The organism is Serratia sp. TSA_105.2, assembly GCF_052692115.1.
Map to the genome: position 1 here is coordinate 507,280 of NZ_JBQZFT010000002.1, position 25,476 is coordinate 532,755.

The following is a 25,476-nucleotide window of genomic DNA, read 5'->3' on the forward strand; positions in this document are numbered from 1 at the left end:
CTTTTATTACGATTCTGTTACACCGATTGCATAACCGCGCTTGGCTGATTGCCAGCACCGCGGCGGCAGGCATCATAGGGCCATGATTCGGCAACAGAGTGCGAAAAATGATCCGTGTGATACTGGTGGATGACCATGTGGTGGTGCGCTCCGGCTTTGCGCAGTTGCTCAACCTCGAGGACGATCTCGACGTGGTGGGGCAATACAGCAGCGCGGCGGCGGCCTGGCCGGCATTGCTGCGCGACGACGTCAGCGTCGCGGTGATGGACATCGCCATGCCGGATGAAAACGGCCTGAGCCTGTTGAAGCGCCTGCGGGCGCAGAAGCCGCAGTTCCGCGCGATTATCCTCAGCATCTATGACTCCCCCACCTTCGTGCAGAGCGCGCTGGACGCCGGCGCCAGCGGCTATCTGACCAAACGCTGCGGGCCGGAAGAGCTGGTGCAAGCGGTGCGTTCCGTCGATATGGGCGGCCATTACCTGTGCGCCGACGCGCTGCGGGCGCTGCGCGGCGGCGAGCAGCCGGCCACGGCGCTGGAAGTGCTGACCCCGCGCGAGCGTGAAATCTTCGATCTGCTGGTCAAAGGCGACAGCGTAAAGGAGATCGCTTTCAAGCTCGATCTCAGCCATAAAACGGTGCACGTGCATCGCGCCAACGTCCTGGGCAAGCTGCAGTGCAACAGCACCATCGAGCTGGTGCATTTCGCCCTCGATCATCAGCTGCTGGCGGGGCATTGATGTCGCCCCGCTTCCGGCCCTGGGTTATCTCGCTGTTTATCCTGTTGGCCTGGGGCAGCGGCTGGCTGATGCTGTGGACGCTTGGTTTCTATCTGACCCGCAACGGCAACCAGGCGGCGCTGTTTCTGCCCCACGGCGTCTATCTCGCACTGCTGATCCTGCTGGCGCGTCGCTATTGGCCCGCCTTGATCGTGCCGCCGATCCTGCTGCTGTTCTGGCTGCACGGCGAACGCCTGCTGAGCGGCTACGGCCTGCTGGCCGCGCCGTTTATCACCCTGTTTCCGGCTGCGGTCACGCAACGACTCTGGCACCGTTTTCCGCTCTACTGGCAGCGGCTGACGCTGCTGCTGGCTGCGGTGACCGCCGCCTCGCTGCTCAACACCGCCCTGCTTTCGCCGTTTGTGCCAAGCCCGGCGACGCTGCTTGGCCTGGCGTCGTTTACCGGCGGCGTCTTGCTGGCCCCGTTCGTCTATCTGATCTTTGAATTTTTGCGCCAGCAGCACCGTTACCACCTGTTGGGGCTGGACACCCCCAACCCGCCGCTGCGCGCGTCCTTAATCATCTGGTGCAGCCTGTTCTTCGTTATCGGCATCGGCACGCAGATGGTGCTGTCGCCGGAAATCGAGCGCCTGCTGCTGATCGTGGTGTTTCTGCCGAACGTGGTGATGGCGTGGAAGTTCGGCTGGCAGGGCGGCGTGCTGTCCGGCCTGCTCGGCAGCATGATGATCACCCTCGCCCGGCAGGTCGGCGTGGGGTTCGGCAATCTGGTCGAGCTGGAAATCTTTCTGGCGACGCAGGCGCTGCTCGGCATCGGCCTGGGCATCGCCATCAGCCGCCAGCAGCACCTGGCGCAAAACCTGCACCATTATCGCCGCCGTCTGGAAGAAGAGCTGGCGGCGCGGCGGGCGCTGACCGAAAAACTGATCCACACCGAAGAAGACACGCGGAAAAACCTGGCGCGCGAGCTGCACGATGAAATCGGCCAGAACATCACCGCGATTCAAATCCAGTCGCAGCTGGTCAAACGGGCGCACGATCCGGCGCAAACCCAAGCCGCCGCGCACCAGATAGGCGAGCTCGCCCGGCGCATTCATCACTCCACGCGCCAGCTGCTGCGCCAGCTTCGCCCTCCCGCGCTGGACGAGCTGGCGTTCAAAGAGGCGCTTCACCACCTGCTGAGCGAATTCGCCTTTGCCGAACGGGGCATCCACTGCCGTTTCGATTACCGGCTGAGCGACACGCCCGCCGGCGAAACGGTGCGCTTCACCCTCTATCGGTTGCTGCAAGAGCTGCTCAACAACGTGTGCAAACACGCCGAAGCCAGCGAGGTCGCCATCGTCTTGTATCAACAGGGGCCGCTTTTGCACCTCGAGGTGCGGGACAACGGCATCGGCATCCGCGCGGACAAGGTGCCCGGCCTCGGCATTCAGGGGATGCGCGAGCGGGTCAGCGCGCTGGGCGGCGAGCTGACGCTGGAAACGCAGTGCGGCACGCGGGTAATTGTTAACCTGCCCACAAATTTGCAACAAACCGCCGACTAACTAGGAAAAAGTCTTAGCCACTCTGGACTTTATCTCATCCCCTTTCCCTTTCACCTTCTTATAGTCACCACCAGGGAGGCGGCTATGCAGGCACGCTCGGCATCTGAAATCGATCATCGTTACCGCGCGCTGCGCCCGCGACTGCTGCTGTACATGGTCATCGGGTACGCCGCCTTTTACCTGACGCGCAAAAGCGTGAATTACGTGCTGCCGGCGCTGCAAACGGATTTGGGGCTGGATAAAGGGGACATCGGCCTGCTCGGCTCGCTGTTTTACCTGAGCTACGGCCTGTCGAAATTCGCCGCCGGGCTGTGGCACGACGGCCACGGGCAGCGCAGGTTTATGGGGATCGGCCTGTTCGCCACCGGCTTGCTGAACGTGGCGTTTGCCTTCGGCGAATCGCTGACGCTGCTGCTGGCGGTCTGGGCGCTGAACGGCTTCTTTCAGGGCTGGGGCTGGCCGCCCTGCGCGCGGCTGCTGACCCACTGGTATTCGCGCAACGAGCGCGGCTTCTGGTGGGGCTGCTGGAATATGTCGATCAACCTCGGCGGCGCGATCGTGCCGCTGATCAGCGCCTTCGCCGCCCAGCGCTGGGGCTGGCAGGCGGCGATGCTGATCCCGGGCGCCGTCAGCATGGTGTTGGGCCTCTGGCTCATGCGGCAGCTGACAGGCACGCCGCAGGAAGAAGGCCTGCCGTCGGTCGGCCAGTGGCGCCACGATCCGCTGGAGCTGCGCCAGGAACAGCAAAGCCCGCCGATGGGGCTGTGGCAGATGTTGCGCACCACGATGCTGAAGAACCCGATGATCTGGCTGCTCGGCGTCTCTTACGTGCTGGTCTACCTGATCCGCATCGCGTTGAACGACTGGGGCAATCTCTGGCTGACGGAAAGCCACGGCGTCAACCTGCTCAGCGCCAACGCCACGGTGATGCTGTTCGAGATAGGCGGCCTGCTCGGCGCGCTGTTCGCCGGCTGGGGTTCGGATGTGCTGTTCGGCGGGCAGCGCGCGCCGATGATTTTGCTGTTCACGCTCGGGCTGATGGTTTCCGTCGCCGCGCTGTGGCTGGCGCCGGTGCATCACTACGCGCTGCTGGCGGGCTGTTTCTTTACGGTGGGCTTTTTTGTCTTCGGCCCGCAGATGCTGATTGGCCTCGCCGCCGTGGAATGCGGGCACAAAGGCGCAGCGGGCTCCATCACCGGTTTTCTCGGCCTGTTCGCCTACCTGGGGGCAGCGCTGGCAGGCTGGCCGCTGTCGCAGGTCATCGAAGGCTACGGCTGGTCAGGCATGTTCAGTTTGCTGTCGATCGCCGCCGTTCTTATGGGTTTATTGCTGATGCCGCTGCTGATGGCGAGCGTCGCCACCTCTACCGAGAGAAGGATAAAACAATGAAAAAAATGTGGGTCACGACCCTGATAGCTTCCGGCATCGCGCTGGCCACGCTGAGCGGCGCCGCGCACGCCAAGGGCCGCCTGGTGGTTTACTGCAGCGCCACCAATGAAATGTGCGAAGCGGAGACCAAAGCCTTCGGCGAGAAATATGACGTGAAAACCTCGTTCATCCGCAACGGCTCCGGCAGCACGCTGGCGAAAGTGGACGCCGAAAAGAAAAACCCGCAGGCGGACGTCTGGTACGGCGGCACGCTCGATCCGCAATCCCAGGCCGGTGAAATGGGGCTGCTGCAGCCGTACACATCGCCGAACCTCGAACAGGTGATGCAACAATTCCGCGACCCGGCGAAGCTGAAAGGCCACTACTCCTCGGCGGTCTACGTCGGCATCCTCGGCTTCGGCGTCAATACCCAGCGCCTGAAAGAGAAAAACCTGCCGGTGCCCAAGTGCTGGAAAGACCTGATCAAACCGGAATACAAAGGCGAGATTCAAATCGCCGATCCGCAGAGCTCCGGCACCGCCTACACTGCGCTGGCGACCTTTGCCCAGCTGTGGGGGGACGACCAGGCGTTCGATTACCTCAAGCAGCTGAACGTCAACGTCTCGCAGTACACCAAGTCCGGCATTGCCCCGGCGCGCAACGCCGCCCGCGGTGAAACGGCGATCGGCATCGGTTTCCTGCATGACTACTCGCTCGAAAAAGAACAGGGCGCGCCGCTTGAGCTGATCTCGCCTTGTGAAGGCACCGGCTACGAAATCGGCGGCGTCAGCATCCTCAAAGGCGCGCGCAACCTCGATAACGCCAAGCTGTTCGTGGATTGGGTGCTGTCGAAAGAGGCGCAGGAACTGGCATGGCAGAAAGGCAAGTCCTATCAGATCCTGACCAACACCACCGCCGCTACCTCGCCGAACTCGCTGAAGCTCGACGACCTGAAGCTGATCAACTACGACATGGACAAGTACGGCTCGACCGAGGTCCGCAAGGCGCTGATCAATAAATGGGTCAGCGAAGTCAAGATGGGTAAATAAGCCCACATTCTGCGCCTGTTGCCGGGTAAGCCTCACGCCTTACCCGGCCTGAACATCCGGGAAACTTATGTCACATACACATGCACTCCATCTCGTGAAAAAACGAGATGCGATATTCCTTTGGGTCTTGCTTGGCTGGCTGGCGTTCGCCCTGCTGCCGAGCTGGAGCCTGGATTACGGCCTGCTGGAGTCCACCGGCGATGAAATCCTCGCGGCCTACGGCTGGTCACACCGCAATGTCAGCTGGCTATGGTGCCTGTTGCCGAGCCTGCTGCTGCTTCGCCCCTACGCTACGGCGGGCGGTGAACGGCGGCGGCGGCACGCGTTCGATGCCGGCTGGGCGCTGCTGTGCATGGCCTTTATCGTCGTCAGCGCCACGGTGGCGGGACGCGGTCTAGGCTACGCCACCCTGGTGCAATTGACCGCGCTGGGCGCCATCATGACGCTGGCGCTGACCCGCCTCGAATGGCTGGGCGGCGACCGTTTCGTTATCGGTGCGCTGGTCACCATCGTGGCGCTGATCGGCGTCTTCATCGTCTGGCCGAGCATCGCGATTTTCATTCCGATGTTCACCGACCAGGCGGGGGCATTCGCGCCGCTGGCGTTTATGAACGTGCTGTCGCAGGCGCATATCGTTCAGGTGATCCTCAACTCCATCGCCCTGTCGATCGCGGTCGGCGCCGGCTGCACCTTCTTCGGCCTGGTGCTGGCGATTTACACCACCCGCATCGCCAAGCGCAGCGCCATTATCGGCCGCATCTTCTCCATCCTGCCCATCGTCACGCCGCCGTTCGTCGTCGGCCTGGGCGTCACGCTGATGATGGGGCGCTCCGGCTACGTCACCGAGTGGATGGTGGCCTGGTTCGGCCTGACCAACACCAACTGGCTGTACGGCTTTACCGGCATCTGGCTGGCGCAGGTGCTGGCGTTCACGCCGATGGCGTTCATGATCCTCGACGGCGCGATCAAGACCATTCATCCTTCGCTGGAAGAAGCTTCCTACACCCTGCGCGCCAGCCGCTGGCAAACCTTTAACGGCGTGTTCGTGCCGCTGCTGAAACCGGCGCTGGCCAACGCGTTTCTGATCGTGGTGGTGCAATCGCTGGCCGACTTCAGCAACCCGCTGGTGCTCGGCGGCAACTTCGACGTGCTGGCGACGCAAATCTATTTCTACATCACCGGCTCGCAGCTCGACTATCAGGCCGCCAGCACCCTCGGCGCCTTCCTGTTGCTGTTCTCGCTGCTGGTGTTCTGCATTCAGTACCTGTGGATCGGCAAGCGTTCCTACGTCACCGTGTCCGGCAAATCCTATCGCGGCGACGTACAGCCGCTGCCGGTCACGCTGGTGTGGGGCGTGATCGCGTTGCTGGCGGTGTGGGTAGCCTTTAACGCCCTGCTCTACGGCAGCATTTTCTACGGCAGCTTCACCGTCAACTGGGGAGTGGATTACACGCTGACGCTGGATAACTTCATCAAGCTGTTCGGCCAGGGCATGAGCGACGGCGCGTGGCCTTCGCTGCTCGACACGCTGCTGTACGCCGGGATCGCCGCGCCGATCACCGCCGCCTTCGGCCTGCTGATCGCCTGGATCGTGGTGCGCCAGCAGTTCAGGGGCAAAAAGACCATCGAGTTCACCACCATGCTGTGCTTTGCGGTACCGGGTACCGTGGCGGGCGTCTCTTACATTCTCGCCTTCAACAGCGCGCCGGTGTACCTCACCGGGACGGCCGCCATCGTGATTATCTCGATGGTGATGCGCAACGTGCCGGTGGGCATTCGCGCCGGGATCGCCGGGCTGGGCCAGATAGACAAATCGCTGGACGAAGCCTCGCTCAGCCTGCGCGCCGGCTCGCTGCGCACCATCACGCACATCCTGCTGCCGCTGCTGCGCCCGGCGATCCTGTCGGCGCTGATCTACAGCTTCGTGCGCGCCATCACCACCGTCAGCGCCATCGTCTTCCTGGTGACGCCCGATACCCGCGTGGCCACCGCCTACATCCTCAACCGCGTGGAAGACGGCGAATACGGGGTGGCGATCGCCTACGGTTCAATTCTGATCGTGGTGATGCTGGCGATTATTTTCCTCTTTGACTGGCTGATCGGCGAGGCACGCATCTCCCGTTCAAAAGCCAAAAACCAGGCGTAATGGAGCCCATGATGAGCCAGAAAAATTTCGTTGAACTGCGCAACGTCTCCAAACGGTTCGGCAGCAACACGGTGATCGATAACATCACGCTCACCATCCCTCGGGGGCAGATGGTGACGCTGCTCGGCCCTTCCGGCTGCGGCAAGACCACCATTTTGCGCCTGGTCGCCGGGCTGGAAAAACCGAGCGACGGGCAGATATTCATTGATGGCGAAGACGTCACCCATCGTTCCATTCAGCAGCGTGACATCTGCATGGTGTTTCAGTCTTATGCCCTGTTCCCGCACATGTCACTGGGGGAAAACGTCGGCTATGGGCTGAAGATGCTCGGCATCCCGCGCGCCGAAGTGAAAGCGCGTGTGCAGGAAGCGCTGGCGATGGTGGACCTGGCGGGGTTCGACGATCGTTATGTCGATCAGATCTCCGGCGGCCAACAGCAGCGCGTGGCGCTGGCGCGCGCGCTGATCCTCAAGCCGAAAGTGCTGCTGTTCGACGAGCCGTTGAGCAACCTCGACGCCAACCTGCGCCGCAGCATGCGCGAAAAGATCCGCGAGTTGCAAAAGCAGTTTGATATCACGTCGCTGTACGTCACCCACGATCAGAGCGAGGCTTTCGCGGTCTCAGACACCGTGCTGGTGATGAACAAGGGGCATATCATGCAGATAGGCTCGCCGCAGGATCTCTATCGGCAGCCGGCGTCGCGCTTTATGGCGAGCTTTATGGGGGACGCCAACCTGTTCCCGGCCGGCTTCAGCGCGGACTATGTCGATATCAGCGGCTATCGCCTGCCGCGCCCCGCGCACTTTGCCGCCGAAGGCGCCGGCACGGTGGGCGTGCGGCCGGAAGCGATCACGCTGAGCGAACACGGCGAGGAAAGCCAGCGCTGCGTGATCCAGCATGTCGCCTACATGGGGCCGCAGTATGAAGTGACGGTAGCGTGGCATGGGCAGCAGATTTTGCTGCAGGTTAACGCCACTCGCCTGCAGCCCAACGTCGGCGAACGGTATTATCTGGAAATACACCCCTACGGCATGTTTATGCTGGAGGACGCGGCATAATAAGCATCACTCTTAAGCGTTAGAATAATGGCCATTCCGCATGGAATGGCCGTAAATAACCGCAAAAAAACCGTATTTATCTATTTTTACAATTCCACCCAAGTCCTTGTTCAACCGAGAAATAAATATACCCGCATTCATTAAAAAATAACCACCTGGGCCACCCAGGGTGATTTTTTTATTTAGATAGGGTAAGCTTGATCCCGCAGTCGAAATTATTTAACGGCCAACTCAAGGAGAAATTCATGAGCAACAATGCAAACGCACAGGCGCAGCTGGATAATTTACGCAACGTCGCTTCCCAGCTGAAGGAAATGCGCCACTATGCGCAGGCGAATACCGAAACGCTCTCCGCACACTGGCTGGCCTTCGATCAGGGGGAATGCAAAAATAAGGCATTCGCCGAAGCCATTAACGACCTATTGAATAAACAGGGTGCCTGCCTGGAAGGGCTGGAAAAAACCATTCAGGATATCGAGATAGAATTAAACCGTCTCGACAAAGCCGCCTGATAATACCGATTTAAATAAACCCGCCGCGTGCGGGTTTATTTTTAGCTACGGCAGATGACGCGCGCAATATCCCCTGACGTCGTCAGCGCGCGTATTTCGCTGAACAGTTCGGTGGCTTCGTCATATTCTTTACGCAAATAGCCCAGCCACTGTTTGATGCGTGCCACGTGATACAGGCCGGTATCGCCCTGCTTTTCCAGATGGACGTATTTTTGCAGCAGCTCAACCACCTGCGGCCAGGGCATGCGCGGTTCGTTGTACTTCACCACCCTGCTCAGGTTCGGCACGTTGAGCGCGCCGCGCCCCAGCATGATGGCGTCACAGCCGGTCGCCTGCAGGCAATCCTGCGCGCTCTGGTAATCCCAGATCTCGCCGTTGGCGATCACCGGAATGCTCAGCCGTTGGCGGATCTCGCCGATCGCCGCCCAGTTGATACGATCCGCCTTGTAGCCGTCCTCTTTGGTGCGGCCATGCACCGTCAGCTCGCTGGCGCCCGCCTGTTGCACCGCATCGGCGATTTCAAAACTGCGGCTGGAGGAGTCCCAGCCCAGACGCACCTTCACCGTGACCGGCAGATGAGCCGGCACCGCCGCGCGCATCGCTTTGGCGCCCTGGTAGATCAATTCCGGATCTTTGAGCAGCGTCGCCCCGCCGCCGCTGCCATTTACCAGTTTGGACGGGCAGCCGCAGTTGAGATCGACGCCGTAAGAGCCCAATTCCACCGCACGCGCGGCGTTCTCCGCCAGCCACTGTGGGTACTGCCCCAGCAGCTGTACGCGCACCAGCGTGCCCGACGGCGTGCGGCTGGCGTGGCGCAGCTCCGGACACAGCCGGTAGAACGATTTGGCCGGCAGCAGCTGATCGACCACGCGCAAAAATTCGGTGATGCACAGATCGTAGTCGTTCACGTCGGTGAGCAACTCACGCACCAAAGAATCGAGAACGCCCTCCATCGGAGCCAATAATACGCGCATGACCAATCCCAGCTAAAAAAAGACCCGCAATGATACGGGTGAATGCCCGCGCCAGACAAGCCTCTGCGGGCATTAAAAGCGCCGTCAGCCCAGCCGGCGGATCGGTTGGCCGGCGAGGAACGCCGCAATGTCCTCGACCGCCTCGGTGAAGTAGGCACGGTAGTTGTCGTCCGCCACGTAGCCCACATGCGGCGTGGCCAGCACGTTGGGCAGCTGACGAAACGCATCGTCGGCCGGCAGCGGCTCCGTCTCGAACACGTCCAGCCCGGCGCCGGCGATCTTCCTCTGTTGCAGCACGTCCACCAACGCCGCCCGATCGACGATCGCCGCACGCGAGGTGTTGATCAGGTAAGCGGTGGGCTTCATCGCCGTCAATTCGTCGCGCCCCACCAGCCCGCGGCTGCGATCGCTCAGCACCAGGTGGATAGAGACAAAATCGCTCTGCTCGAACAGCGCCCGTTTGGACGGCGCCAACAGGACCCCCTCCTGCGCCGCCCGTTCCGCCGTCAGGTTCTGGCTCCAGGCCAGCACCCGCATGCCGAACGCCTGCGCCACCCGGGCCATCTGGCCACCGATCTTGCCCAGCCCCAGCAGCCCCAGCGTTTTCCCCTGCAGGGTAACACCGAGATCCCGCTGCCACGGGCCGTTGTTTTTCAACCCGACGCTTTCCGGCACGATATGCTTCGCCAGCCCGAGCAGCAGCGCCCAGGTCAGCTCCATCGGCGCCGCCGACCCGCTGCTGGTGCCGCACACCACTACGCCGCGCTCGGCGGCGGCGGCCAAATCGATAGCGGCGTTGCGCATGCCGGAAGTGATCAACAGCTTCAGCTTCGGCAGCCGCGCCAGCAGCGAGGCGGTCATCGGCGTGCGTTCGCGCATGATAACCAGAATGTCGCACTCCTGCAGATGCACCGCCAGCTCCGTCTCATCGGTAAAGTGCGCGCTGATGGCGGACACCTCCACCCGATCGGCCAGCGCCGACCAGTCAGCCATCTTGAGCGCCACCTGCTGGTAATCATCGAGAATTGCGCACTTCAATTTCATCTCCGTCTCCTGGAATGTAGGGTTAGCCACCGTCCAGCCTAGTACGAAAATGCCGTTCCGCCAGGCAAAAAAAAGCCGCCCGTATCGGCGGCTTACTTTTTGAGCAATCAGGCTTATTCAGCCGGTTTGCGGTTGCGTGGGCGACGCGAAGCCGGTGCGCCGGAACGGCGCTGGCCATCACCCTGCGGGCGGGCGTTACCGTTGCCGTTGCCGTTGCCGTTGCCGTTGCCGCGGTTTTCACGCTGGCCGCCGTTCGCGTTGCCGCTGCGCTGACCGCCGCCGTTACCGGAACGCTGGCCACCGCCGTTGCCGCGCGGCGCACCGCGCCCGCCACCCTGACGGCCGTTGATGATCGGCTCGGCCTTGATGGTCGGATCCGGCTCGTAGCCCGGCAGCGCGATGCGTGGAATTTCACGCTTCAGCAGACGCTCAATGTCGCGCAGCAGCTTGTGCTCATCCACGCACACCAGCGAGATAGCTTCGCCGGTGCGCTCCGCGCGGCCGGTACGGCCAATGCGGTGCACGTAGTCTTCCGGCACGTTAGGCAGCTCGTAGTTCACCACGTGCGGCAGCTGGTCGATATCCAGACCGCGCGCCGCGATGTCGGTCGCCACCAGCACGCGGATGCGGCCGTCTTTGAAGTCGGCCAGCGCACGGGTACGGGCGCCCTGGCTCTTGTTGCCGTGGATCGCCGCTGCGGTGATGCCGTCTTTGTTCAGCTGCTCCGCCAGGTGGTTGGCGCCGTGCTTGGTGCGGGTAAACACCAGCACCTGTTTCCAGTCGCCTTCGCCGATCATCTGCGACAGCAGTTCCCGCTTACGCTTCTTGTCGACGAAGTGCACGCTCTGCTCGATCTGCTCAGACGCGGTGTTGCGGCGCGCCACTTCCACCGAAGCCGGGTTGTGCAGCAGCTTGTTGGCCAGCGCCTTGATGTCGTCGGAGAAGGTGGCGGAGAACAGCAGGTTCTGACGCTTGGCCGGCAGCTTGGCCAGCACGCGGCGGATGTCGTGGATAAAGCCCATGTCCAGCATGCGGTCCGCTTCGTCCAGCACCAGAATTTCGATTTTGGACAGGTCAACCGCGTTCTGATGTTCCAGATCCAGCAGACGGCCCGGCGTTGCCACCAGGATATCGACGCCGCCGCGCAGCTTCATCATCTGCGGGTTGATGCTCACGCCGCCGAATACCACCAGCGAACGCAGGCGCAGGTGTTTGCTGTAGGCATCGACGTTTTCGCCGATCTGCGCCGCCAGCTCACGGGTTGGCGTCAGGATCAGCGCGCGCACCGGGCGGCGGCCCTTGACCGGATGGTCATGCTTGCTCAGCAGCTGCAACAGCGGCAGGGTAAAACCGGCGGTTTTACCGGTGCCGGTCTGGGCGCTGGCCATCAGGTCACGACCTTCCAGCACGACAGGGATAGCCTGACGCTGAATTGGCGTCGGTTCGCGATAGCCCTGTTCTTCAACAGCGCGCACAATTTCAGCACTTAAGCCGAGGGTTTCAAATGACATAAAGAGAAAAACTCCAGATCCCCCCTAACCTAACGGTGTTCGGTGCAGTTTCCTGGGAGGATGATCAGACGGGGCATTAAGCATGACCACGAGGGATTGGCACAAACTGCAGTGCACCAGGCGGCGATTGTAACAGAAGTCGCGCAATAAAAAGCACTTTTACGCACCCAGAGCACAATCTGCCGTAAATTCAGCATTGTCTGAAGCCGATCACATAACTCATTGTGATTAGCGGTTGCGTTTTAAACAATCTGGCATAAAGTTAATCATATGATTGATTAACTTTGAGCGTGACCCATGCCAGCTTCCGTCCCTCATCAGGCCGCCGGCCGAGCGCGCGGCGAGCAAACGCGCCGGCAGTTGCTCGCCGCGGCGACCGAACTGTTCGGCGAATGCGGCCTGCAGGGCGCCACCACCCGCGACATCGCCCAGCGCGCCGGCCAGAATATCGCCGCCATCACCTATTACTTCAGCTCGAAAGAGGGGCTGTACCTGGCCGTGGCGCAGTCGCTCGCCGATTTCATCCAGCAGGCGTTCGCTCCGCTGGCCGACGAGGTCGATCGCTTCTGGCAACAGTCCGCCGCGCAGCGCTCACCCGACGCGGCGCTGCGTTTGCTGCAGCGTGGCCTGCTGGCCTTCAGCGAACTGATGACCCAGCCGCACACGCTGAACCTGAGCAAAATCATGTCGCGCGAACAGCTCGCCCCGACCGAGGCCTACCCGCTGATCCACAGCCAGGTGATCGCGCCGATGCACGCGCGGCTCTGCCGCCTGCTGGCGGCCGCGACCGGCATCGACGAACTGGCGACCCGCCTCGTGTTGCATACCCATGCGCTGATCGGCGAGGTGCTGTCGTTCCGCGTGGCGCGCGAGACCATCCGCCGCCAGGCCGGCTGGCAAGCCATTGGCGAGGACGAAGCGGCGCAGATCGGCGCCGTGCTGAGCGAACATATTGAGATTCTGGTTACCGGGCTGCGCCAACGTCACGGCGCGTAAATTCAGGCAGGGAGTGTTATGAACAAAAAACGCAGTGCCTTGATCGTGTTGTTAATTCTGCTGATCGCGGCCGCCGCTTACGGGGTATGGCATTACCAACAGCAGCAAGATAAGCCGCTGACGCTGTACGGCAACGTCGACATCCGCACGGTGAACCTCGGCTTTCGCGTCGATGGCCGCCTGGCGTCGCTGACGGTGGATGAAGGCGATGCCGTTCAGCCGGGCCAGCTACTCGGTAAGCTGGACGACGCGCCCTACCGCAACGCGCTGCAGCAGGCCGAAGCCAACCTCGGCAGCGCGCGCGCCAAGCTGTCGCTGCTGCAGGCCGGCTACCGCAGCGAAGAGATCGCCCAGGTACGGTCGGAAATGGCGCAGCGCCAGTCCGCCTTCGCCTACGCCGACAGCTTCCTGAAACGCCAGCAGGGGCTGTGGGCGAAAAACGCCACCTCCGCCGACGCGCTGGAGGATGCGCGCACCGCCCGCAATCAGGCTCAGGCTAACCTGCAGGCGGCGAAAGACAAGCTGTCGCAATACCGCAGCGGCAACCGCCCGCAAGAAATCGAACAGGCCAAGGCCGACGTGGCGCAGAGCGAGGCGGCGCTGGCACAGGCGCAGTTGAACCTGCAAGACGCCACGCTGATCTCCCCTTCCGCCGGTACGGTGCTGACCCGCGCGGTGGAGCCGGGCACCATGCTCGGCGCCGGCGGCACGGTCTTCACCCTGTCGCTGACCCGGCCGGTGTGGGTGCGCGCCTACGTCAACGAAACCAGCCTGAACCAGGCGGTGCCCGGCACCGAACTGGAGATCTACACCGACGGCCGCCCCGACAAGCCTTACCATGGCAAGATCGGTTTCGTCTCGCCGACCGCGGAATTCACGCCGAAAAGCGTTGAAACGCCGGATCTGCGCACCGATCTGGTGTACCGCCTGCGGGTGATCGTCACCGACGCCGACGACGCGCTGCGCCAGGGCATGCCGGTCACCCTGCGCTTCGCCAAACCCTGAGGCCGGCCATGGAACAGGCGCACACCATTGAGCTGGAAGGGCTGGAAAAGCGCTTCCCGTCGCTTGAGAAACCGGCGGTCGCCAGCCTGACCACCACCCTGCGCAGCGGCGCGGTGATCGGGCTGGTCGGCCCGGACGGCGCCGGCAAAACCACCCTGCTGCGCATGCTGGCCGGGCTGCTGCAGCCCAGCAGCGGCAAACTGCGGGTCGCCGGGCTGGATCCGATCGCGCAGGATCGTCAACTGCACGCGATCCTCGGTTACATGCCGCAGAAGTTCGGGCTGTATGAGGATCTGACGGTGATGGAGAACCTGACGCTGTACGCCGATCTGCGCGGCGTCACCGGCGATCTTCGCCGCCAGACCTTCGAGCGGCTGTTGAAATTCACCGATCTGACCCGCTTTACCGAGCGCCTGGCGGGCAAGCTGTCCGGCGGTATGAAGCAGAAACTCGGCCTGGCCTGCACGCTGGTGGGCGAACCTCAGGTGCTGTTGCTGGATGAGCCGGGCGTCGGCGTCGATCCGATCTCGCGCCGCGAGCTGTGGCGCATGGTGCACGAATTGGCCAACGACGGCATGCTGATTCTGTGGAGTACGTCTTATCTCGATGAGGCCGAACAGTGCCGCGAAGTGCTGCTGCTCAACGAGGGCGAGCTGCTGTTCACCGGCGCGCCGCAGGAGCTGACCCGCCGTATGGCCGGGCGCACGGTGTTGATCGCCGCGCCCCCCGGCAGCCATCGATCGCTGCTGCAGCGGGCGATCTGCCTGCCGGCGGTCACCGACGGGGTGATCCAGGGCAAGTATCTGCGCCTGATCCTGAAGGAAGGCGAAGATCACCGGCAGCTGTTGCAAGCGCTGGATCTACCGGACGCCGAACTGGACGAAGCGGATCCGCGCTTCGAGGATGCGTTTATCGATCTGCTCGGCGGCGGCCCCAACCACCGCTCGGCGCTGGCGGAGATCATGCCGACCGTCAACGGTGAAAGCGGTGAAACGGTGATCGAAGCGGTACAACTGACCAAAAAATTCGGCGACTTCGCCGCTACCGATCACGTTGATTTCCAGGTGCGGCGCGGCGAAATTTTCGGCCTGCTCGGGCCGAACGGCGCCGGCAAGTCCACCACCTTCAAAATGATGTGCGGCCTGCTGATCCCTTCCAGCGGTAAGGCGCTGGTGCTGGGGATGGATCTCAAGACCAGCTCCGGCCAGGCGCGCCAACGCCTCGGCTACATGGCGCAAAAATTCTCGCTGTACGGCAACCTGACGGTGGCGCAGAACCTAAAGTTTTTCTCCGGCGTCTACGGCCTGAGCGGCAAGGCGCAGCGCGACAAAATCGACGAGATGTCCCGCGCCTTCAACTTCGCGCCGATCCTCGATCAGACGCCGGACGCGCTGCCGCTCGGCTTCAAACAGCGCCTGGCGCTGGCCTGTGCGCTGATGCACGAACCGGATATCCTGTTCCTCGACGAACCGACTTCCGGCGTCGATCCGCTGACGCGGCGCGAGTTCTGGTTGCATATCAACGGCATGGTCGACAAGGGCGTCACGGTGATGGTGACCACCCACTTTATGGATGAAGCGGAGTACTGCGACCGTATCGGCCTGGTGTACCGCGGCAAGATCATCGCCGCCGGCACGCCGGACGATCTCAAACAGCAGGTGGCGCGCGACGACAATCCCAATCCCTCGATGGAGCAGGCGTTTATCGAGCTGGTGCAGGGTTACGATGAGGAGGAATCACGGTGAGCGATAACCGCACCCCAATCGACGACGGCGGCTTCTCCTGGCGCCGGCTGCGCGCGCTGTGCCTGAAGGAAACGCGGCAAATACTGCGCGATCCCAGCAGTGGCCTGATCGCCTTCGTCATCCCGCTGATGCTGCTGTTTATCTTCGGCTACGGCATCAACCTGGACTCCAGCAAGCTGCATCTTGGCATTCTGATGGAGCAACAGAGCGAAGACGCGCGCGATCTGGCCCAGGCGTTCGCCGGTTCCCCCTATATCGAACCGACCATCAGCGACAACCGCCAACAGCTGATCCAGCAGATGCAGGCCGGCACGATCCGCGGCCTGGTGGTGATCCCGGTGGACTTCGACCAGCGCATGGCGCGCCCGCACGACAGCGCCCCCATCCAGGTGATCACCGACGGCAGCGAGCCGAACACCGCCAACTTCGTGCAGGGCTATGCCCAGGGCGTATGGCAAATTTGGCAACAGCAGCGCGCCACCGATCGGGGCAACAGCGACAAACCGCTGATTGACGTACAGATGCGCTACTGGTTCAACCCGGCTGCCATCAGCCGGCATTACATCATTCCCGGCGCCATCACCATCATCATGACGGTGATCGGCGCCATCCTCACCTCGCTGGTGATCGCCCGCGAATGGGAGCGCGGCACTATGGAGGCCCTGCTGTCCACCCAGGTGACGCGCAGCGAGCTGCTGCTCTCCAAGCTGATCCCTTATTACTTCCTCGGCATGGCCGCCATGGCGCTGTGCATGGCGGTGGCGGTGTGGGTGCTCGGCGTGCCCTATCGCGGCTCCCTGCTGATCCTGTTGCTGATCAGCAGCCTGTTCCTCGCCAGCACCCTCGGCATGGGCCTGCTGATCTCCACCCTCACCCGCAATCAGTTCAATGCGGCGATGGTGGCGCTGAACGCCGCCTTCCTGCCTTCGATCATGCTGTCCGGCTTCATCTTCCAGATCGACAGCATGCCGGCCATCGTGCGCGCGGTGACCTATATCATTCCGGCGCGCTACTTCGTCAGCACGCTGCAAACGCTGTTCCTGGCGGGCAACGTCGGCACCGTGCTGCTGATCAATCTGCTGTTCCTGATCGCTTCCGCCGTGGTGTTCATCGGCCTGACGGCCTGGAAAACCCAGCGCCGGCTGGATTGAGGAGAAAGAGCGATGTTTCATCGTCTGTTGACGCTCATCATCAAGGAAATGCAGGCGCTGCTGCGCGATCCGCAAACCCGCGCCATTTTAATCATGCCGGTGATCCTGCAGGTGCTGCTGTTCCCGTTCGCCGCGACGCTGGAAGTCACCAACGCCACCATCGCGGTCTACAGCGAGGACAGCGGCCAAGCCTCGGTAGAGCTGACCCAGCGCTTCGCCAAGGCCAAGGCCTTTCAACACGTGCTGCTGCTGCGCAGCCCACAGGAGATAAAGACCACCATCGATAACCAGCGAGCGCTGCTGCTGATCCGCTTCCCGGCGCAGTTCTCGCGCGATATCGCCACCGGCAACACCGCGCCGCTGCAGCTGCTGCTCGACGGGCGCAACTCCAACAGCGCGCAGATCGCCGCCAACTACGTGCAGCAGATCGTGCAGGAATATCAGAACGAGCTGCTCGGCAACCGCGCCAAACCCAATAACAGCGAGCTGGTGGTGCGCAACTGGTATAACCCGAATCTGGACTACAAATGGTTCGTGGTGCCGTCGCTGATCGCCATGATCACCACCATCGGCGTGCTGATCGTCACCTCGCTGTCGGTGGCGCGCGAACGCGAACAGGGCACGCTGGAACAGCTGCTGGTCTCGCCGCTCACCACCTGGCAGATCTTTATCGGCAAGGCGGTGCCGGCGCTGATCGTCGCCAGCTTCCAGGCCAGCATCGTGCTGCTGATCGGGATCTTCCTGTACCAGATCCCGTTTGCCGGATCGCTGCTGCTGTTCTATGCCACCATGCTGATCTACGGGCTGTCGCTGGTCGGTTTCGGCCTGCTGATCTCATCGCTGTGCGCCACTCAGCAGCAGGCGTTCATCGGCGTGTTCGTGTTCATGATGCCGGCGATCCTGCTCTCGGGTTACGTCTCGCCGGTGGAGAATATGCCGGTGTGGCTGCAGGATCTGACCTGGGTCAACCCGATACGCCACTTCACCGACATCACCAAGCAGATCTACCTGAAGGACGCCAGCTTCGACATCATCTGGCACAGCCTGTGGCCGCTGCTGGTGATCACCGCCACCACCGGCAGCGCCGCCTACGCGCTGTTCCGCCGCAAAATCGCATAAAAAAAAAGCTCTGCAGCCGAGCTGCAGAGCTTTTTTGATCGCCAGATACCCTATGGCTTGAAAGACGACGGATTTAGCGACGGTTGCCGAAGATACGCAGCAACATCAGGAACAGGTTGATGAAGTCGAGATACAGCGTCAACGCGCCGACGATGGCGTACTTGCGGAAGCTGTCTTTATCACCGGCGTTCAGCTGCTCGCCCATCGCCTTGAGTTTTTGCGTGTCGTACGCGGTCAGGCCGACGAACACCACCACCCCGATGTAGGTAATCGCCCACATCAGCGCGGTGCTTTTCAGCCAGATGTTCACCAGCGAGGCCAGCACGATGCCGATCAGCGCCATGAACAGCATGCTGCCGAAGCCGCTCAGATCGCGCTTGGTGGTGTAACCGTACAGGCTCATGGCGCCGAACATGCCGGCGGTGACTACGAAGGTGCTGGCGATCGAGCTGTAGGTGTAGGCGATGAAGATGCTCGACAGCGTCAGCCCGGTCAGCGCCGAGTACAGCATGAACAGCGAAGTGGCCACCGCGCCGCTCAGGCGGTTGACCATGCCGGAAATCACGAACACCAGCGCCAGTTGGGCGATGATCAGGCCGAAGAAGGTGATCTGGCTGGAGAAGATGAAGTTGAGGATCGCGGGCGTGTTGGCCGCATACCAGGAAACGAACGCCGTAAGCAGCAGACCGCAGGTCATCCAGCCGTAAACCTGCGCCATGTAGGCCTGAATGCCGCTGTTGGCACGTTCGACGATTGAACCATTAGAGCGTGGATATCGGTCCATGACGGTTACCTTTTGCGTTGTAAACAAGATTCCGAAGCCCCGCGAACGGGGCCTCGCCTGCTATAAGCGTACCACAGAATATGCCGGGCGAAAGCGGCAAAGGTCTTGATTTGTTTCCGCTGTTGACGCGTTATTTAGCCGCGTCGTGCCAGCGCTGCGCGGCCTCGCGATCGCTGTCGCGGGCGTCTACCCAACGATCGCCCTGGCCGGTCGCTTCGCGCTTCCAGAACGGCGCGCGAGTCTTCAGGTAGTCCATGATGAACTCGCTGGCGGCGAACGCCATGCTGCGGTGCGCGCCGGTCACGCCGACGAACACGATCTCGTCGCCGGGATACAGAGCACCGACGCGGTGGATCACCGTCACCCGCTGCAGCGGCCAACGGTTGCGCGCCTCGGCCACGATCTCCGCCAGCGCCTTCTCGGTCATGCCAGGGTAGTGTTCCAGCGTCAGCGCGCTGACGTCGTCACCCAGATTATGGTTGCGCACCTTGCCGGTGAAGGTCACCACCGCGCCATCGGCGTCGCACTGCGCCAGCCACTGGTACTCGTCGCCGACGTTGAACGGCGCTTCGCCCACGCGAATGCGGGTATTTTCCATGCTTACCCCCCGGTGACCGGCGGGAAGAAGGCCACTTCATCGCCGGCGCGCAGCGGATGGTCCGCCGCCACCAGCGACTGATTGACCGCCGCCAACAGCTTGCCGGACTCCAGCGCCAGCGCCCAGCGATCGCCGCGCGCGCACAGCGCCTGGCGCAGCGCCTCGACGGTCGGGTAATCCGCCGGCATCGACAGGCCGCCGGTGCCCACCAGTTCGCGCACCTGCGCGAAGAAAAGAATATCGATCATACGTTCACCTTAAAATCGCCGGATTTGCCGCCGCTTTTCGCCAGCAGACGCACTGGGCCGATCACCATGTCTTTCTGTACCGCTTTGCACATGTCATAGATGGTCAATGCCGCCACCGAGGCGGCGGTCAGCGCCTCCATCTCGACGCCGGTTTTGCCGGTCAGCCGGCAGCAGGTTTCGATGCGCACCCGGCTGTGCTGCGTTTGCGCCTCCAGCTGCACTTCGACCTTGCTCAGCATCAGCGGGTGGCACAGCGGGATCAGCTCCCAGGTGCGTTTGGCCGCCTGAATGCCGGCGATGCGCGCCGTGGCGAACACGTCGCCCTTGTGATGGCTGCCGTCGACGATCATCGCCAGCGTGGCGGGCAGCATCTCGACGAAGGCTTCGGCGCGCGCCTCGCGTACCGTTTCGGCCTTGGCGGACACGTCAACCATATGGGCTTCGCCGGCGGCGTTAATGTGGGTTAGCTGTGTCATGACTCAGGACTTCTTCAAGTGAGGCTGGAAGTTGCACGGGCGATGGCGCGCGTCCAACTGCTCTTCGATAATCCGCTCCCAGGCGGTGCGGCAGGCGCGGGTGGAGCCCGGCATGGCGAAAATCACCGTGCGGTTGGCCAGGCCGGCCAGCGCGCGCGACTGGATCGTCGCAGTGCCGATCTCTTCGTACGACACCATGCGGAACAGTTCACCGAACCCTTCCACCTCTCTGTCGAACAGCGGCAACAGCGCTTCCGGCGTGTTGTCGCGGGCGGTAAAACCGGTGCCGCCGGTGATCAACACCGCCTGCACGTTGTCATCGGCGATCCACGCGGAAACCCGTGCGCGGATCTGGTAAATGTCATCTTTGACGATGGCGCGATCCACCACCTGATGGCCGGCTTCCTGCGCCGCGTCCTGCAGATATTGGCCGGAGGTGTCTTCCGCCGCGCCACGGCTGTCGGACACGGTCAGGATGGCGATATGCGCCGGAATAAACTCGCTGCTCGCATGGCTCATGGTTCAATAAGCTCCTATTCTGAGATACCCCACAGATTTCAAGTTGCAGCCAGGCGGCCAGTGCGTAAATCCCCAGGAGCTTACTCCGGTAAGTGACTGGGGTGAGCGCACGCAGCCAACAACGCTGCGGCTTGAAATCTGTGGGTATCAGCCGCCGATAAACGACAGATTCTGGGTGATCCCGCTGTTGCCCTGATGCAGGAAATGGGTCTGCTTCTTGCTCAGCAGCCCGCTCTGGATGCGCGCCTTCAGCGCGTCGAGCTGGCCGTCCTCTGCCAGCAGATCGCGCAGGGGCACCCCCTGCTCGCCGAACAGGCACAGGTGCAGATTGCCGATGGAAGAAACGCGCAGCCGGTTGCAGCTGGCGCAGAAGTCTTTCTCATAAGGCATGATAAGACCCACCTCACCCTGGTAGTCCGGGTGGCTGAACACCTGCGCCGGGCCGTCGCTGCGGCCGCGCGCCTGGCGCTGCCAGCCCTGCTGCTCCAGCTGCCGGCGAATCACTTCGCCGGAAACGTGGTGTTTGCGAAACAGCCCGCCGCCCTCGCCGGTTTCCATCAGTTCGATAAAACGCAGCTGGATCGGCCGGTCTTTGATCCAGGCGAGAAAGGCGCCGAGCTGCTGGTGGTTAACGTCGCGCATCAGCACCGCATTGACCTTGACCTTGCTGAAACCGGCGCTGAAGGCGGCGTCGATGCCGTCCATCACCTGGCGGAACTTGTCCTGACCGGTGATGGCGTGAAACTGGCGGGGATCCAGGCTGTCGACGCTGACGTTAATCGCCGTCAGACCGGCGTCACGCCAGGCGGCGACGTCGCGCGCCAGACGGTAGCCGTTAGTGGTGACAGCCAGGGTACGGATGGCCGGGTTTTCCCGCACGGCGGCGATGATCTCGGTAAAATCGCGGCGCAGCGAAGGCTCGCCGCCGGTCAGGCGCACCTTTTCGGTGCCCAGTTCGGCGAACGCGCGGCTGACGCGGCGGATTTCATCCAGCGACAGGAAGCTTTTCGGGCTGCCGCTCGGCTTGTAGCCGTCGGGCAGACAATAGGTGCAACGAAAGTTGCACACGTCGGTGATCGACAAGCGCAGGTAATAGAACTTGCGCTCATAAGCATCAATGAGTTGCGGCACCATAACACCTTTCCAAAGTCGGGAGATGCGAGCGTTTCCCCTCTGCACCCTGGTGGCTGACTTCGCCACGGCCCAGGCGCCATATCGTTCCGGATGAACAACGTAGGCGCAGGGGCTAGGAGTTTGATTTCTCTTCCCGCTACCTTGAGTAGCCGGAACGAAACCGTGGTTTTCAGCAGAATTCTAGCGCTAATCGGCAACGATAGCCAACGCGTAAATTCGCTATATAATTTTCTATACAGCGTTTTTAGACGCCGCGTATTCAGGTAAACCATGATAAACATCACTTGCGCGGACGAATTGACCGGAATCACGCAAATGACACTCTTATCGCGTTTTTATGCCGGATCCGCTACCTTATGCGGGCAGTTCAGCCCCTTTGTAAGGAAATTTATGCGTAATCGTACCCTGGCCGATCTCGACCGCGTGGTGGCGTTAGGCGGCGGACACGGTCTGGGCCGTGTGATGTCGGCCCTGTCGTCCTTAGGCTCCCGCCTGACCGGCATCGTCACCACCACCGACAACGGCGGTTCCACCGGCCGCATCCGCCGCTCGGAAGGCGGCATTGCCTGGGGCGATACCCGTAACTGTCTCAACCAGCTGATCACCGAACCGAGCGTCGCCTCGGCGATGTTCGAATACCGCTTCAGCGGCAACGGTGAGCTGGCCGGCCACAACCTCGGCAACCTGATGCTGAAAGCGCTTGATCACCTGAGCGTGCGCCCGCTGGAAGCGATCAACCTGGTGCGCAGCCTGCTGAAGGTGGACGCGGCGCTGATCCCGATGTCGGAACAGCCGGTGGATTTGATGGCGCACGATCACGAAGGCAATCACGTTTACGGTGAAGTGAATGTCGACCAGCTGGCGCATATGCCGCAGGAACTGATGCTGTCACCGCCGGTCAGCGCCACGCGCGAAGCGCTGGACGCCATCGCGCAGGCCGACGTGATCCTGATCGGGCCGGGCAGTTTCCTCACCAGCCTGATGCCGCTGCTGCTGCTGGACGATCTCACCCAGGCGCTGCGTCGCAGCAGCGCCAGCATGATCTATATCGGCAACCTCGGTCGCGAGCTGAGCGTGGCCGCCGCGGCGCTGTCGCTACAGGATAAGCTGACGCTGATGGAAGAGAAAATCGGCCGCCGGATGATCGATGCGCTGATCGTCGGCCCGGCGGTGGACGCCAGTGAAGTGCAGGATCGGGTGGTGATTCAGCAACCGCTGGAAGCGAGCGACATCCCTTATCGCCACGATCGCCAGCTGCTGCGCCAGGCGCTGGATCAAGCCCTGGTGGAGCTGGCCGACCGCCGCTGACCGAATTTAACCGTCTCGCCCGCGCAGCCAGGGATTATCGCTGGCTGGGGCGGGATGGCTGACCATATCGATATACAGGTCTTCCACCTCTTTGCGCGCCCAGGGCGTGCGACGCAAAAATTTCAGACTGGACTTGATGCTCGGATCGCTGCGGAAGCAGTTGATGCGAATGCGCGCGCCCAGCTCGGACCAACCGTAGTGATCCACCAGTTTATTCAGCAGTTGCTCCAGCGTCATGCCGTGCAGCGGGTCTTTGGACTGGTGTTGGCTCATGTTCGGTACTCTTCGTGGTCAAATCGGGCCGCACACCATAACAGCTTTGACGCGGCCGACAAGGAATTTTGACGCCCACAGCGCGGGCGCCGTCCAACGGTCAGGAAATCGCGATGAACTGCTCGCGCAGCTGGTGGATCTCGTCGCGCAGCGCAGCCGCCTGCTCGAACTCCAGGTTTTGCGCGTGGGTATACATTTGCGCCTCCAGATCGCGGATTTTCTGATCCAGCGCTTTCGGCGTGAGGTTCTGAAGCGGCGCGCCGCCGTCCAGCGCCTTGCCCTTGCCTTTGCTCTTGGCACGGTTGACCGGCTGGCCGATCTGCAGAATGTCGCCGATCTTCTTGTTCAGCCCCTGCGGCACGATGCCGTTGGCTTCGTTGTAGGCCTGCTGTTTGGCGCGGCGCCGCTCGGTTTCGCCGATCGCCTTGGCCATCGAATCGGTGATGCGATCGCCATACAGGATCGCCTTGCCGTTCAGGTTACGCGCCGCGCGGCCGATGGTCTGGATCAGCGAACGTTCGGAACGCAGGAAGCCTTCCTTGTCGGCGTCCAGAATCGCCACCAGCGACACCTCAGGCATGTCGAGCCCCTCACGCAACAGGTTGATGCCCACCAGCACGTCGAACTCGCCCAGACGCAGGTCACGGATGATTTCGACCCGTTCCACGGTATCGATGTCCGAGTGCAGGTAGCGCACGCGCTCACCATGCTCTTCCAGGTATTCGGTCAGGTCTTCCGCCATGCGTTTGGTCAGGGTGGTCACCAGCACGCGCTCGTTGATCGCCGCGCGCTTGCGGATCTCGGAGAGCAGATCGTCCACCTGGGTGCCCACCGGCCGCACTTCCACGATCGGATCCAGCAGCCCGGTCGGCCGCACCACCTGATCGATCAGATCGCCGCCGGATTTCTCCAGCTCATATTTGCCCGGCGTCGCGGAAACATAGATGGTCTGCGGTGCCAGCGCCTCGAACTCCTCGAAGCGCAAGGGGCGGTTGTCCAGCGCCGACGGCAGGCGGAAGCCGTACTCCACCAGCGTTTCCTTACGCGCGCGGTCGCCCTTGAACATCGCGCCGATCTGCGGAATGGTGACGTGGGATTCGTCGACCACCAGCAGGCCGTCCGCCGGCAGGTAGTCGAACAGCGTCGGCGGCGGCTCGCCCTCGCCGCGCCCGGACAGGTAGCGCGAGTAGTTTTCGATGCCCGAGCAGTAACCCAGCTCGTTCATCATCTCCAGATCGAACTGGGTGCGCTGCGTCAGGCGCTGCTCTTCCAGCAGCTTGTTGTTGGCCAGCAGCACCTTGCGGCGGTCCGCCAGATCGACCTTGATCTCTTCCATCGCCTGCATGATCCGCTCACGCGGCGTCACGTAGTGCGATTTCGGGTAGATGGTAAAACGCGGCACCACCTGCTCGATCTGCCCGGTCAGCGGATCGAACAGCGACAGCCGCTCCACTTCTTCATCGAACAGCTCGACGCGCAGCGCCAGCTCGTCCGATTCCGCCGGGTAAATGTCAATCACCTCGCCGCGCACGCGGAAGGTAGCGCGCTGGAAAGCCTGATCGTTGCGGGAGTACTGCAGCTCCGCCAGACGGCGCAAAATGGATCGCTGATCGATGATCATGCCCTGGGTCAGGTGCAGCATCATCTTCAGGTAAAGATCCGGATCGCCCAGGCCGTAGATCGCCGATACCGACGCCACCACCACCACGTCGCGCCGCTCCAGCAGCGCCTTGGTGGCGGAAAGGCGCATCTGCTCGATGTGCTCGTTCACCGAAGCGTCTTTTTCAATGAAGGTGTCGGAGCTGGGCACGTAGGCTTCCGGCTGGTAGTAGTCGTAGTAGGAGACGAAGTATTCCACCGCATTCTCCGGGAAAAACGCTTTCATCTCGCCGTACAGCTGCGCCGCCAGCGTCTTGTTCGGCGCCAGCACCATGGTCGGCCGATTCAGATCGGCTATCACGTTGGCGATGGTGAATGTCTTGCCCGAACCGGTGACCCCCAGCAGCGTCTGATGTGCCAGGCCGTCTTCCAGCCCCTCTTCCAGCTTGCGGATGGCTTCCGGCTGATCGCCGGCCGGTTTGAACTCGGAATGCAGTTTGAAAAGTTTACTCATTGCTCGGCTACCCTGTGGAGATGCGCGCGCTCAGGCGGCCAGCCGGCTCTGCGCCGGACGTGGCCCC

Annotated in this window: 24 protein-coding genes and 1 riboswitch; of the genes, 13 read left to right on the forward strand and 11 right to left on the reverse strand. The window is 62.2% G+C overall.

The window, feature by feature from the left end; all coding sequences use genetic code 11:
* Positions 1–107: 107 nt before the first annotated feature.
* The 7 genes from ACUTSC_RS08805 to ACUTSC_RS08835 all read left to right on the forward strand — a co-directional run bounded on the left by ACUTSC_RS08805 (position 108) and on the right by ACUTSC_RS08835 (position 8,411).
* The gene (locus ACUTSC_RS08805; protein ID WP_063991159.1) at positions 108–737 is read left to right on the forward strand and encodes a response regulator transcription factor; all 630 of its coding nucleotides are present in this window, start codon (positions 108–110) and stop codon (positions 735–737) included.
* On the forward strand, positions 737–2,278 hold the full coding sequence (locus ACUTSC_RS08810) for an MASE1 domain-containing sensor histidine kinase (protein WP_445653275.1): 1,542 nt from the start codon (positions 737–739) through the stop codon (positions 2,276–2,278). Before ACUTSC_RS08805 ends, ACUTSC_RS08810 begins: the two co-directional genes overlap by 1 nt.
* Before the next feature lie 60 nt (positions 2,279–2,338).
* Positions 2,339–3,667, forward strand: a complete 1,329-nt coding sequence (gene uhpC / locus ACUTSC_RS08815; RefSeq protein ID WP_443006791.1) for an MFS transporter family glucose-6-phosphate receptor UhpC — start codon at positions 2,339–2,341, stop codon at positions 3,665–3,667.
* Complete coding sequence (locus ACUTSC_RS08820; protein ID WP_445653276.1) at positions 3,664–4,695, forward strand: ABC transporter substrate-binding protein; 1,032 nt, start codon at positions 3,664–3,666, stop codon at positions 4,693–4,695. Before uhpC ends, ACUTSC_RS08820 begins: the two co-directional genes overlap by 4 nt.
* A gap of 67 nt (positions 4,696–4,762) precedes the next feature.
* Positions 4,763–6,841: an ABC transporter permease subunit gene (locus tag ACUTSC_RS08825; RefSeq protein WP_197766702.1), complete on the forward strand. Its 2,079-nt coding sequence runs from the start codon at positions 4,763–4,765 to the stop codon at positions 6,839–6,841.
* Between the two features lie 11 nt (positions 6,842–6,852).
* On the forward strand, positions 6,853–7,899 hold the full coding sequence (gene fbpC / locus ACUTSC_RS08830; RefSeq protein ID WP_445653277.1) for a ferric ABC transporter ATP-binding protein: 1,047 nt from the start codon (positions 6,853–6,855) through the stop codon (positions 7,897–7,899).
* 245 nt (positions 7,900–8,144) lie between these two features.
* Entirely contained in the window at positions 8,145–8,411 is a 267-nt protein-coding gene (locus tag ACUTSC_RS08835; protein WP_004939738.1) for a hypothetical protein, read from the forward strand.
* A gap of 41 nt (positions 8,412–8,452) precedes the next feature.
* Here ACUTSC_RS08835 and dusC read toward each other — a convergent pair whose 3' ends face one another.
* The 3 genes from dusC to rhlE all read right to left on the reverse strand — a co-directional run bounded on the left by dusC (position 8,453) and on the right by rhlE (position 11,940).
* Entirely contained in the window at positions 8,453–9,385 is a 933-nt protein-coding gene (dusC, locus tag ACUTSC_RS08840) for a tRNA dihydrouridine(16) synthase DusC (protein ID WP_038879839.1), read from the reverse strand.
* An 84-nt stretch (positions 9,386–9,469) separates the two neighbouring features.
* Entirely contained in the window at positions 9,470–10,429 is a 960-nt protein-coding gene (locus ACUTSC_RS08845) for an NAD(P)-dependent oxidoreductase (RefSeq protein WP_197766705.1), read from the reverse strand.
* Between the two features lie 113 nt (positions 10,430–10,542).
* Positions 10,543–11,940 (reverse strand): ATP-dependent RNA helicase RhlE, encoded by a 1,398-nt coding sequence (rhlE, locus tag ACUTSC_RS08850; RefSeq protein WP_197766706.1) that lies wholly within the window; start codon positions 11,938–11,940, stop codon positions 10,543–10,545.
* A 297-nt stretch (positions 11,941–12,237) separates the two neighbouring features.
* On the opposite strand from rhlE, the gene cecR reads away from it, so the two are divergent.
* From cecR to ACUTSC_RS08875, 5 genes are read left to right on the forward strand one after another with little or no spacing between them, the layout of a single operon-like run.
* Positions 12,238–12,936: a transcriptional regulator CecR gene (gene cecR, locus ACUTSC_RS08855; RefSeq protein ID WP_197766707.1), complete on the forward strand. Its 699-nt coding sequence runs from the start codon at positions 12,238–12,240 to the stop codon at positions 12,934–12,936.
* Positions 12,937–12,954: 18 nt separating this feature from the next.
* A complete protein-coding gene (gene hlyD / locus ACUTSC_RS08860) occupies positions 12,955–13,941 on the forward strand; it encodes a secretion protein HlyD (protein WP_197766708.1) in 987 nt (328 codons plus the stop codon).
* An 8-nt stretch (positions 13,942–13,949) separates the two neighbouring features.
* On the forward strand, positions 13,950–15,686 hold the full coding sequence (locus tag ACUTSC_RS08865) for an ATP-binding cassette domain-containing protein (RefSeq protein WP_041033963.1): 1,737 nt from the start codon (positions 13,950–13,952) through the stop codon (positions 15,684–15,686).
* A complete protein-coding gene (locus ACUTSC_RS08870) occupies positions 15,683–16,837 on the forward strand; it encodes an ABC transporter permease (RefSeq protein WP_197766709.1) in 1,155 nt (384 codons plus the stop codon). Before ACUTSC_RS08865 ends, ACUTSC_RS08870 begins: the two co-directional genes overlap by 4 nt.
* Positions 16,838–16,849: 12 nt before the next feature.
* The gene (locus ACUTSC_RS08875) at positions 16,850–17,956 is read left to right on the forward strand and encodes an ABC transporter permease (protein ID WP_033637509.1); all 1,107 of its coding nucleotides are present in this window, start codon (positions 16,850–16,852) and stop codon (positions 17,954–17,956) included.
* A 73-nt stretch (positions 17,957–18,029) separates the two neighbouring features.
* On the opposite strand, the gene ACUTSC_RS08880 is transcribed toward ACUTSC_RS08875, so the two are convergent.
* From ACUTSC_RS08880 to moaA, 6 genes are all read right to left on the reverse strand, one after another.
* Positions 18,030–18,740, reverse strand: a complete 711-nt coding sequence (locus ACUTSC_RS08880) for a Bax inhibitor-1 family protein (RefSeq protein WP_197766710.1) — start codon at positions 18,738–18,740, stop codon at positions 18,030–18,032.
* Positions 18,741–18,870: 130 nt separating this feature from the next.
* Positions 18,871–19,338, reverse strand: coding sequence for a molybdopterin synthase catalytic subunit MoaE (moaE, locus tag ACUTSC_RS08885; RefSeq protein WP_197766711.1), 468 nt, complete (start codon positions 19,336–19,338; stop codon positions 18,871–18,873).
* Between the two features lie 2 nt (positions 19,339–19,340).
* Complete coding sequence (gene moaD / locus ACUTSC_RS08890) at positions 19,341–19,586, reverse strand: molybdopterin synthase sulfur carrier subunit (RefSeq protein WP_019453985.1); 246 nt, start codon at positions 19,584–19,586, stop codon at positions 19,341–19,343.
* Complete coding sequence (moaC, locus tag ACUTSC_RS08895; RefSeq protein WP_033637506.1) at positions 19,583–20,062, reverse strand: cyclic pyranopterin monophosphate synthase MoaC; 480 nt, start codon at positions 20,060–20,062, stop codon at positions 19,583–19,585. The genes moaD and moaC overlap by 4 nt, the downstream gene beginning before the upstream one ends.
* 3 nt (positions 20,063–20,065) lie before the next feature.
* Positions 20,066–20,581 carry a molybdenum cofactor biosynthesis protein B gene (gene moaB, locus ACUTSC_RS08900; RefSeq protein WP_197766712.1) on the reverse strand — a complete coding sequence of 172 codons (516 nt, stop codon included), beginning with the start codon at positions 20,579–20,581 and terminating at the stop codon, positions 20,066–20,068.
* A 147-nt stretch (positions 20,582–20,728) separates the two neighbouring features.
* Positions 20,729–21,715, reverse strand: a complete 987-nt coding sequence (gene moaA, locus ACUTSC_RS08905; protein ID WP_197766713.1) for a GTP 3',8-cyclase MoaA — start codon at positions 21,713–21,715, stop codon at positions 20,729–20,731.
* Positions 21,702–21,846: riboswitch (molybdenum cofactor riboswitch) on the reverse strand. Its footprint overlaps the gene before it by 14 nt.
* Positions 21,847–22,105: 259 nt before the next feature.
* On the opposite strand from moaA, the gene ACUTSC_RS08910 reads away from it, so the two are divergent.
* Positions 22,106–23,023 carry a uridine diphosphate-N-acetylglucosamine-binding protein YvcK gene (locus tag ACUTSC_RS08910; RefSeq protein WP_197766714.1) on the forward strand — a complete coding sequence of 306 codons (918 nt, stop codon included), beginning with the start codon at positions 22,106–22,108 and terminating at the stop codon, positions 23,021–23,023.
* Between the two features lie 6 nt (positions 23,024–23,029).
* Here ACUTSC_RS08910 and ACUTSC_RS08915 read toward each other — a convergent pair whose 3' ends face one another.
* Both ACUTSC_RS08915 and uvrB read right to left on the reverse strand, forming a co-directional pair.
* Positions 23,030–23,296 carry a VF530 family protein gene (locus tag ACUTSC_RS08915; RefSeq protein ID WP_445653278.1) on the reverse strand — a complete coding sequence of 89 codons (267 nt, stop codon included), beginning with the start codon at positions 23,294–23,296 and terminating at the stop codon, positions 23,030–23,032.
* A gap of 100 nt (positions 23,297–23,396) precedes the next feature.
* Positions 23,397–25,409: an excinuclease ABC subunit UvrB gene (uvrB, locus tag ACUTSC_RS08920; protein WP_130018672.1), complete on the reverse strand. Its 2,013-nt coding sequence runs from the start codon at positions 25,407–25,409 to the stop codon at positions 23,397–23,399.
* Positions 25,410–25,476 lie beyond the last annotated feature (67 nt).

Coding starts and splice junctions, on each gene's coding strand:
- ACUTSC_RS08805 (WP_063991159.1), top strand. CDS start 108: ATGATCCGTGTGATACTGGTGGATGACCATGTGGTGGTGCGCTCCGGC.
- ACUTSC_RS08810 (WP_445653275.1), top strand. CDS start 737: ATGTCGCCCCGCTTCCGGCCCTGGGTTATCTCGCTGTTTATCCTGTTG.
- ACUTSC_RS08820 (WP_445653276.1), top strand. CDS start 3,664: ATGAAAAAAATGTGGGTCACGACCCTGATAGCTTCCGGCATCGCGCTG.
- ACUTSC_RS08825 (WP_197766702.1), top strand. CDS start 4,763: ATGTCACATACACATGCACTCCATCTCGTGAAAAAACGAGATGCGATA.
- fbpC (WP_445653277.1), top strand. CDS start 6,853: ATGAGCCAGAAAAATTTCGTTGAACTGCGCAACGTCTCCAAACGGTTC.
- ACUTSC_RS08835 (WP_004939738.1), top strand. CDS start 8,145: ATGAGCAACAATGCAAACGCACAGGCGCAGCTGGATAATTTACGCAAC.
- dusC (WP_038879839.1), bottom strand. CDS start 9,385: ATGCGCGTATTATTGGCTCCGATGGAGGGCGTTCTCGATTCTTTGGTG.
- ACUTSC_RS08845 (WP_197766705.1), bottom strand. CDS start 10,429: ATGAAATTGAAGTGCGCAATTCTCGATGATTACCAGCAGGTGGCGCTC.
- rhlE (WP_197766706.1), bottom strand. CDS start 11,940: ATGTCATTTGAAACCCTCGGCTTAAGTGCTGAAATTGTGCGCGCTGTT.
- cecR (WP_197766707.1), top strand. CDS start 12,238: ATGCCAGCTTCCGTCCCTCATCAGGCCGCCGGCCGAGCGCGCGGCGAG.
- hlyD (WP_197766708.1), top strand. CDS start 12,955: ATGAACAAAAAACGCAGTGCCTTGATCGTGTTGTTAATTCTGCTGATC.
- ACUTSC_RS08865 (WP_041033963.1), top strand. CDS start 13,950: ATGGAACAGGCGCACACCATTGAGCTGGAAGGGCTGGAAAAGCGCTTC.
- ACUTSC_RS08875 (WP_033637509.1), top strand. CDS start 16,850: ATGTTTCATCGTCTGTTGACGCTCATCATCAAGGAAATGCAGGCGCTG.
- ACUTSC_RS08880 (WP_197766710.1), bottom strand. CDS start 18,740: ATGGACCGATATCCACGCTCTAATGGTTCAATCGTCGAACGTGCCAAC.
- moaE (WP_197766711.1), bottom strand. CDS start 19,338: ATGGAAAATACCCGCATTCGCGTGGGCGAAGCGCCGTTCAACGTCGGC.
- moaD (WP_019453985.1), bottom strand. CDS start 19,586: ATGATCGATATTCTTTTCTTCGCGCAGGTGCGCGAACTGGTGGGCACC.
- moaC (WP_033637506.1), bottom strand. CDS start 20,062: ATGACACAGCTAACCCACATTAACGCCGCCGGCGAAGCCCATATGGTT.
- moaB (WP_197766712.1), bottom strand. CDS start 20,581: ATGAGCCATGCGAGCAGCGAGTTTATTCCGGCGCATATCGCCATCCTG.
- moaA (WP_197766713.1), bottom strand. CDS start 21,715: ATGGTGCCGCAACTCATTGATGCTTATGAGCGCAAGTTCTATTACCTG.
- ACUTSC_RS08910 (WP_197766714.1), top strand. CDS start 22,106: ATGCGTAATCGTACCCTGGCCGATCTCGACCGCGTGGTGGCGTTAGGC.
- ACUTSC_RS08915 (WP_445653278.1), bottom strand. CDS start 23,296: ATGAGCCAACACCAGTCCAAAGACCCGCTGCACGGCATGACGCTGGAG.
- uvrB (WP_130018672.1), bottom strand. CDS start 25,409: ATGAGTAAACTTTTCAAACTGCATTCCGAGTTCAAACCGGCCGGCGAT.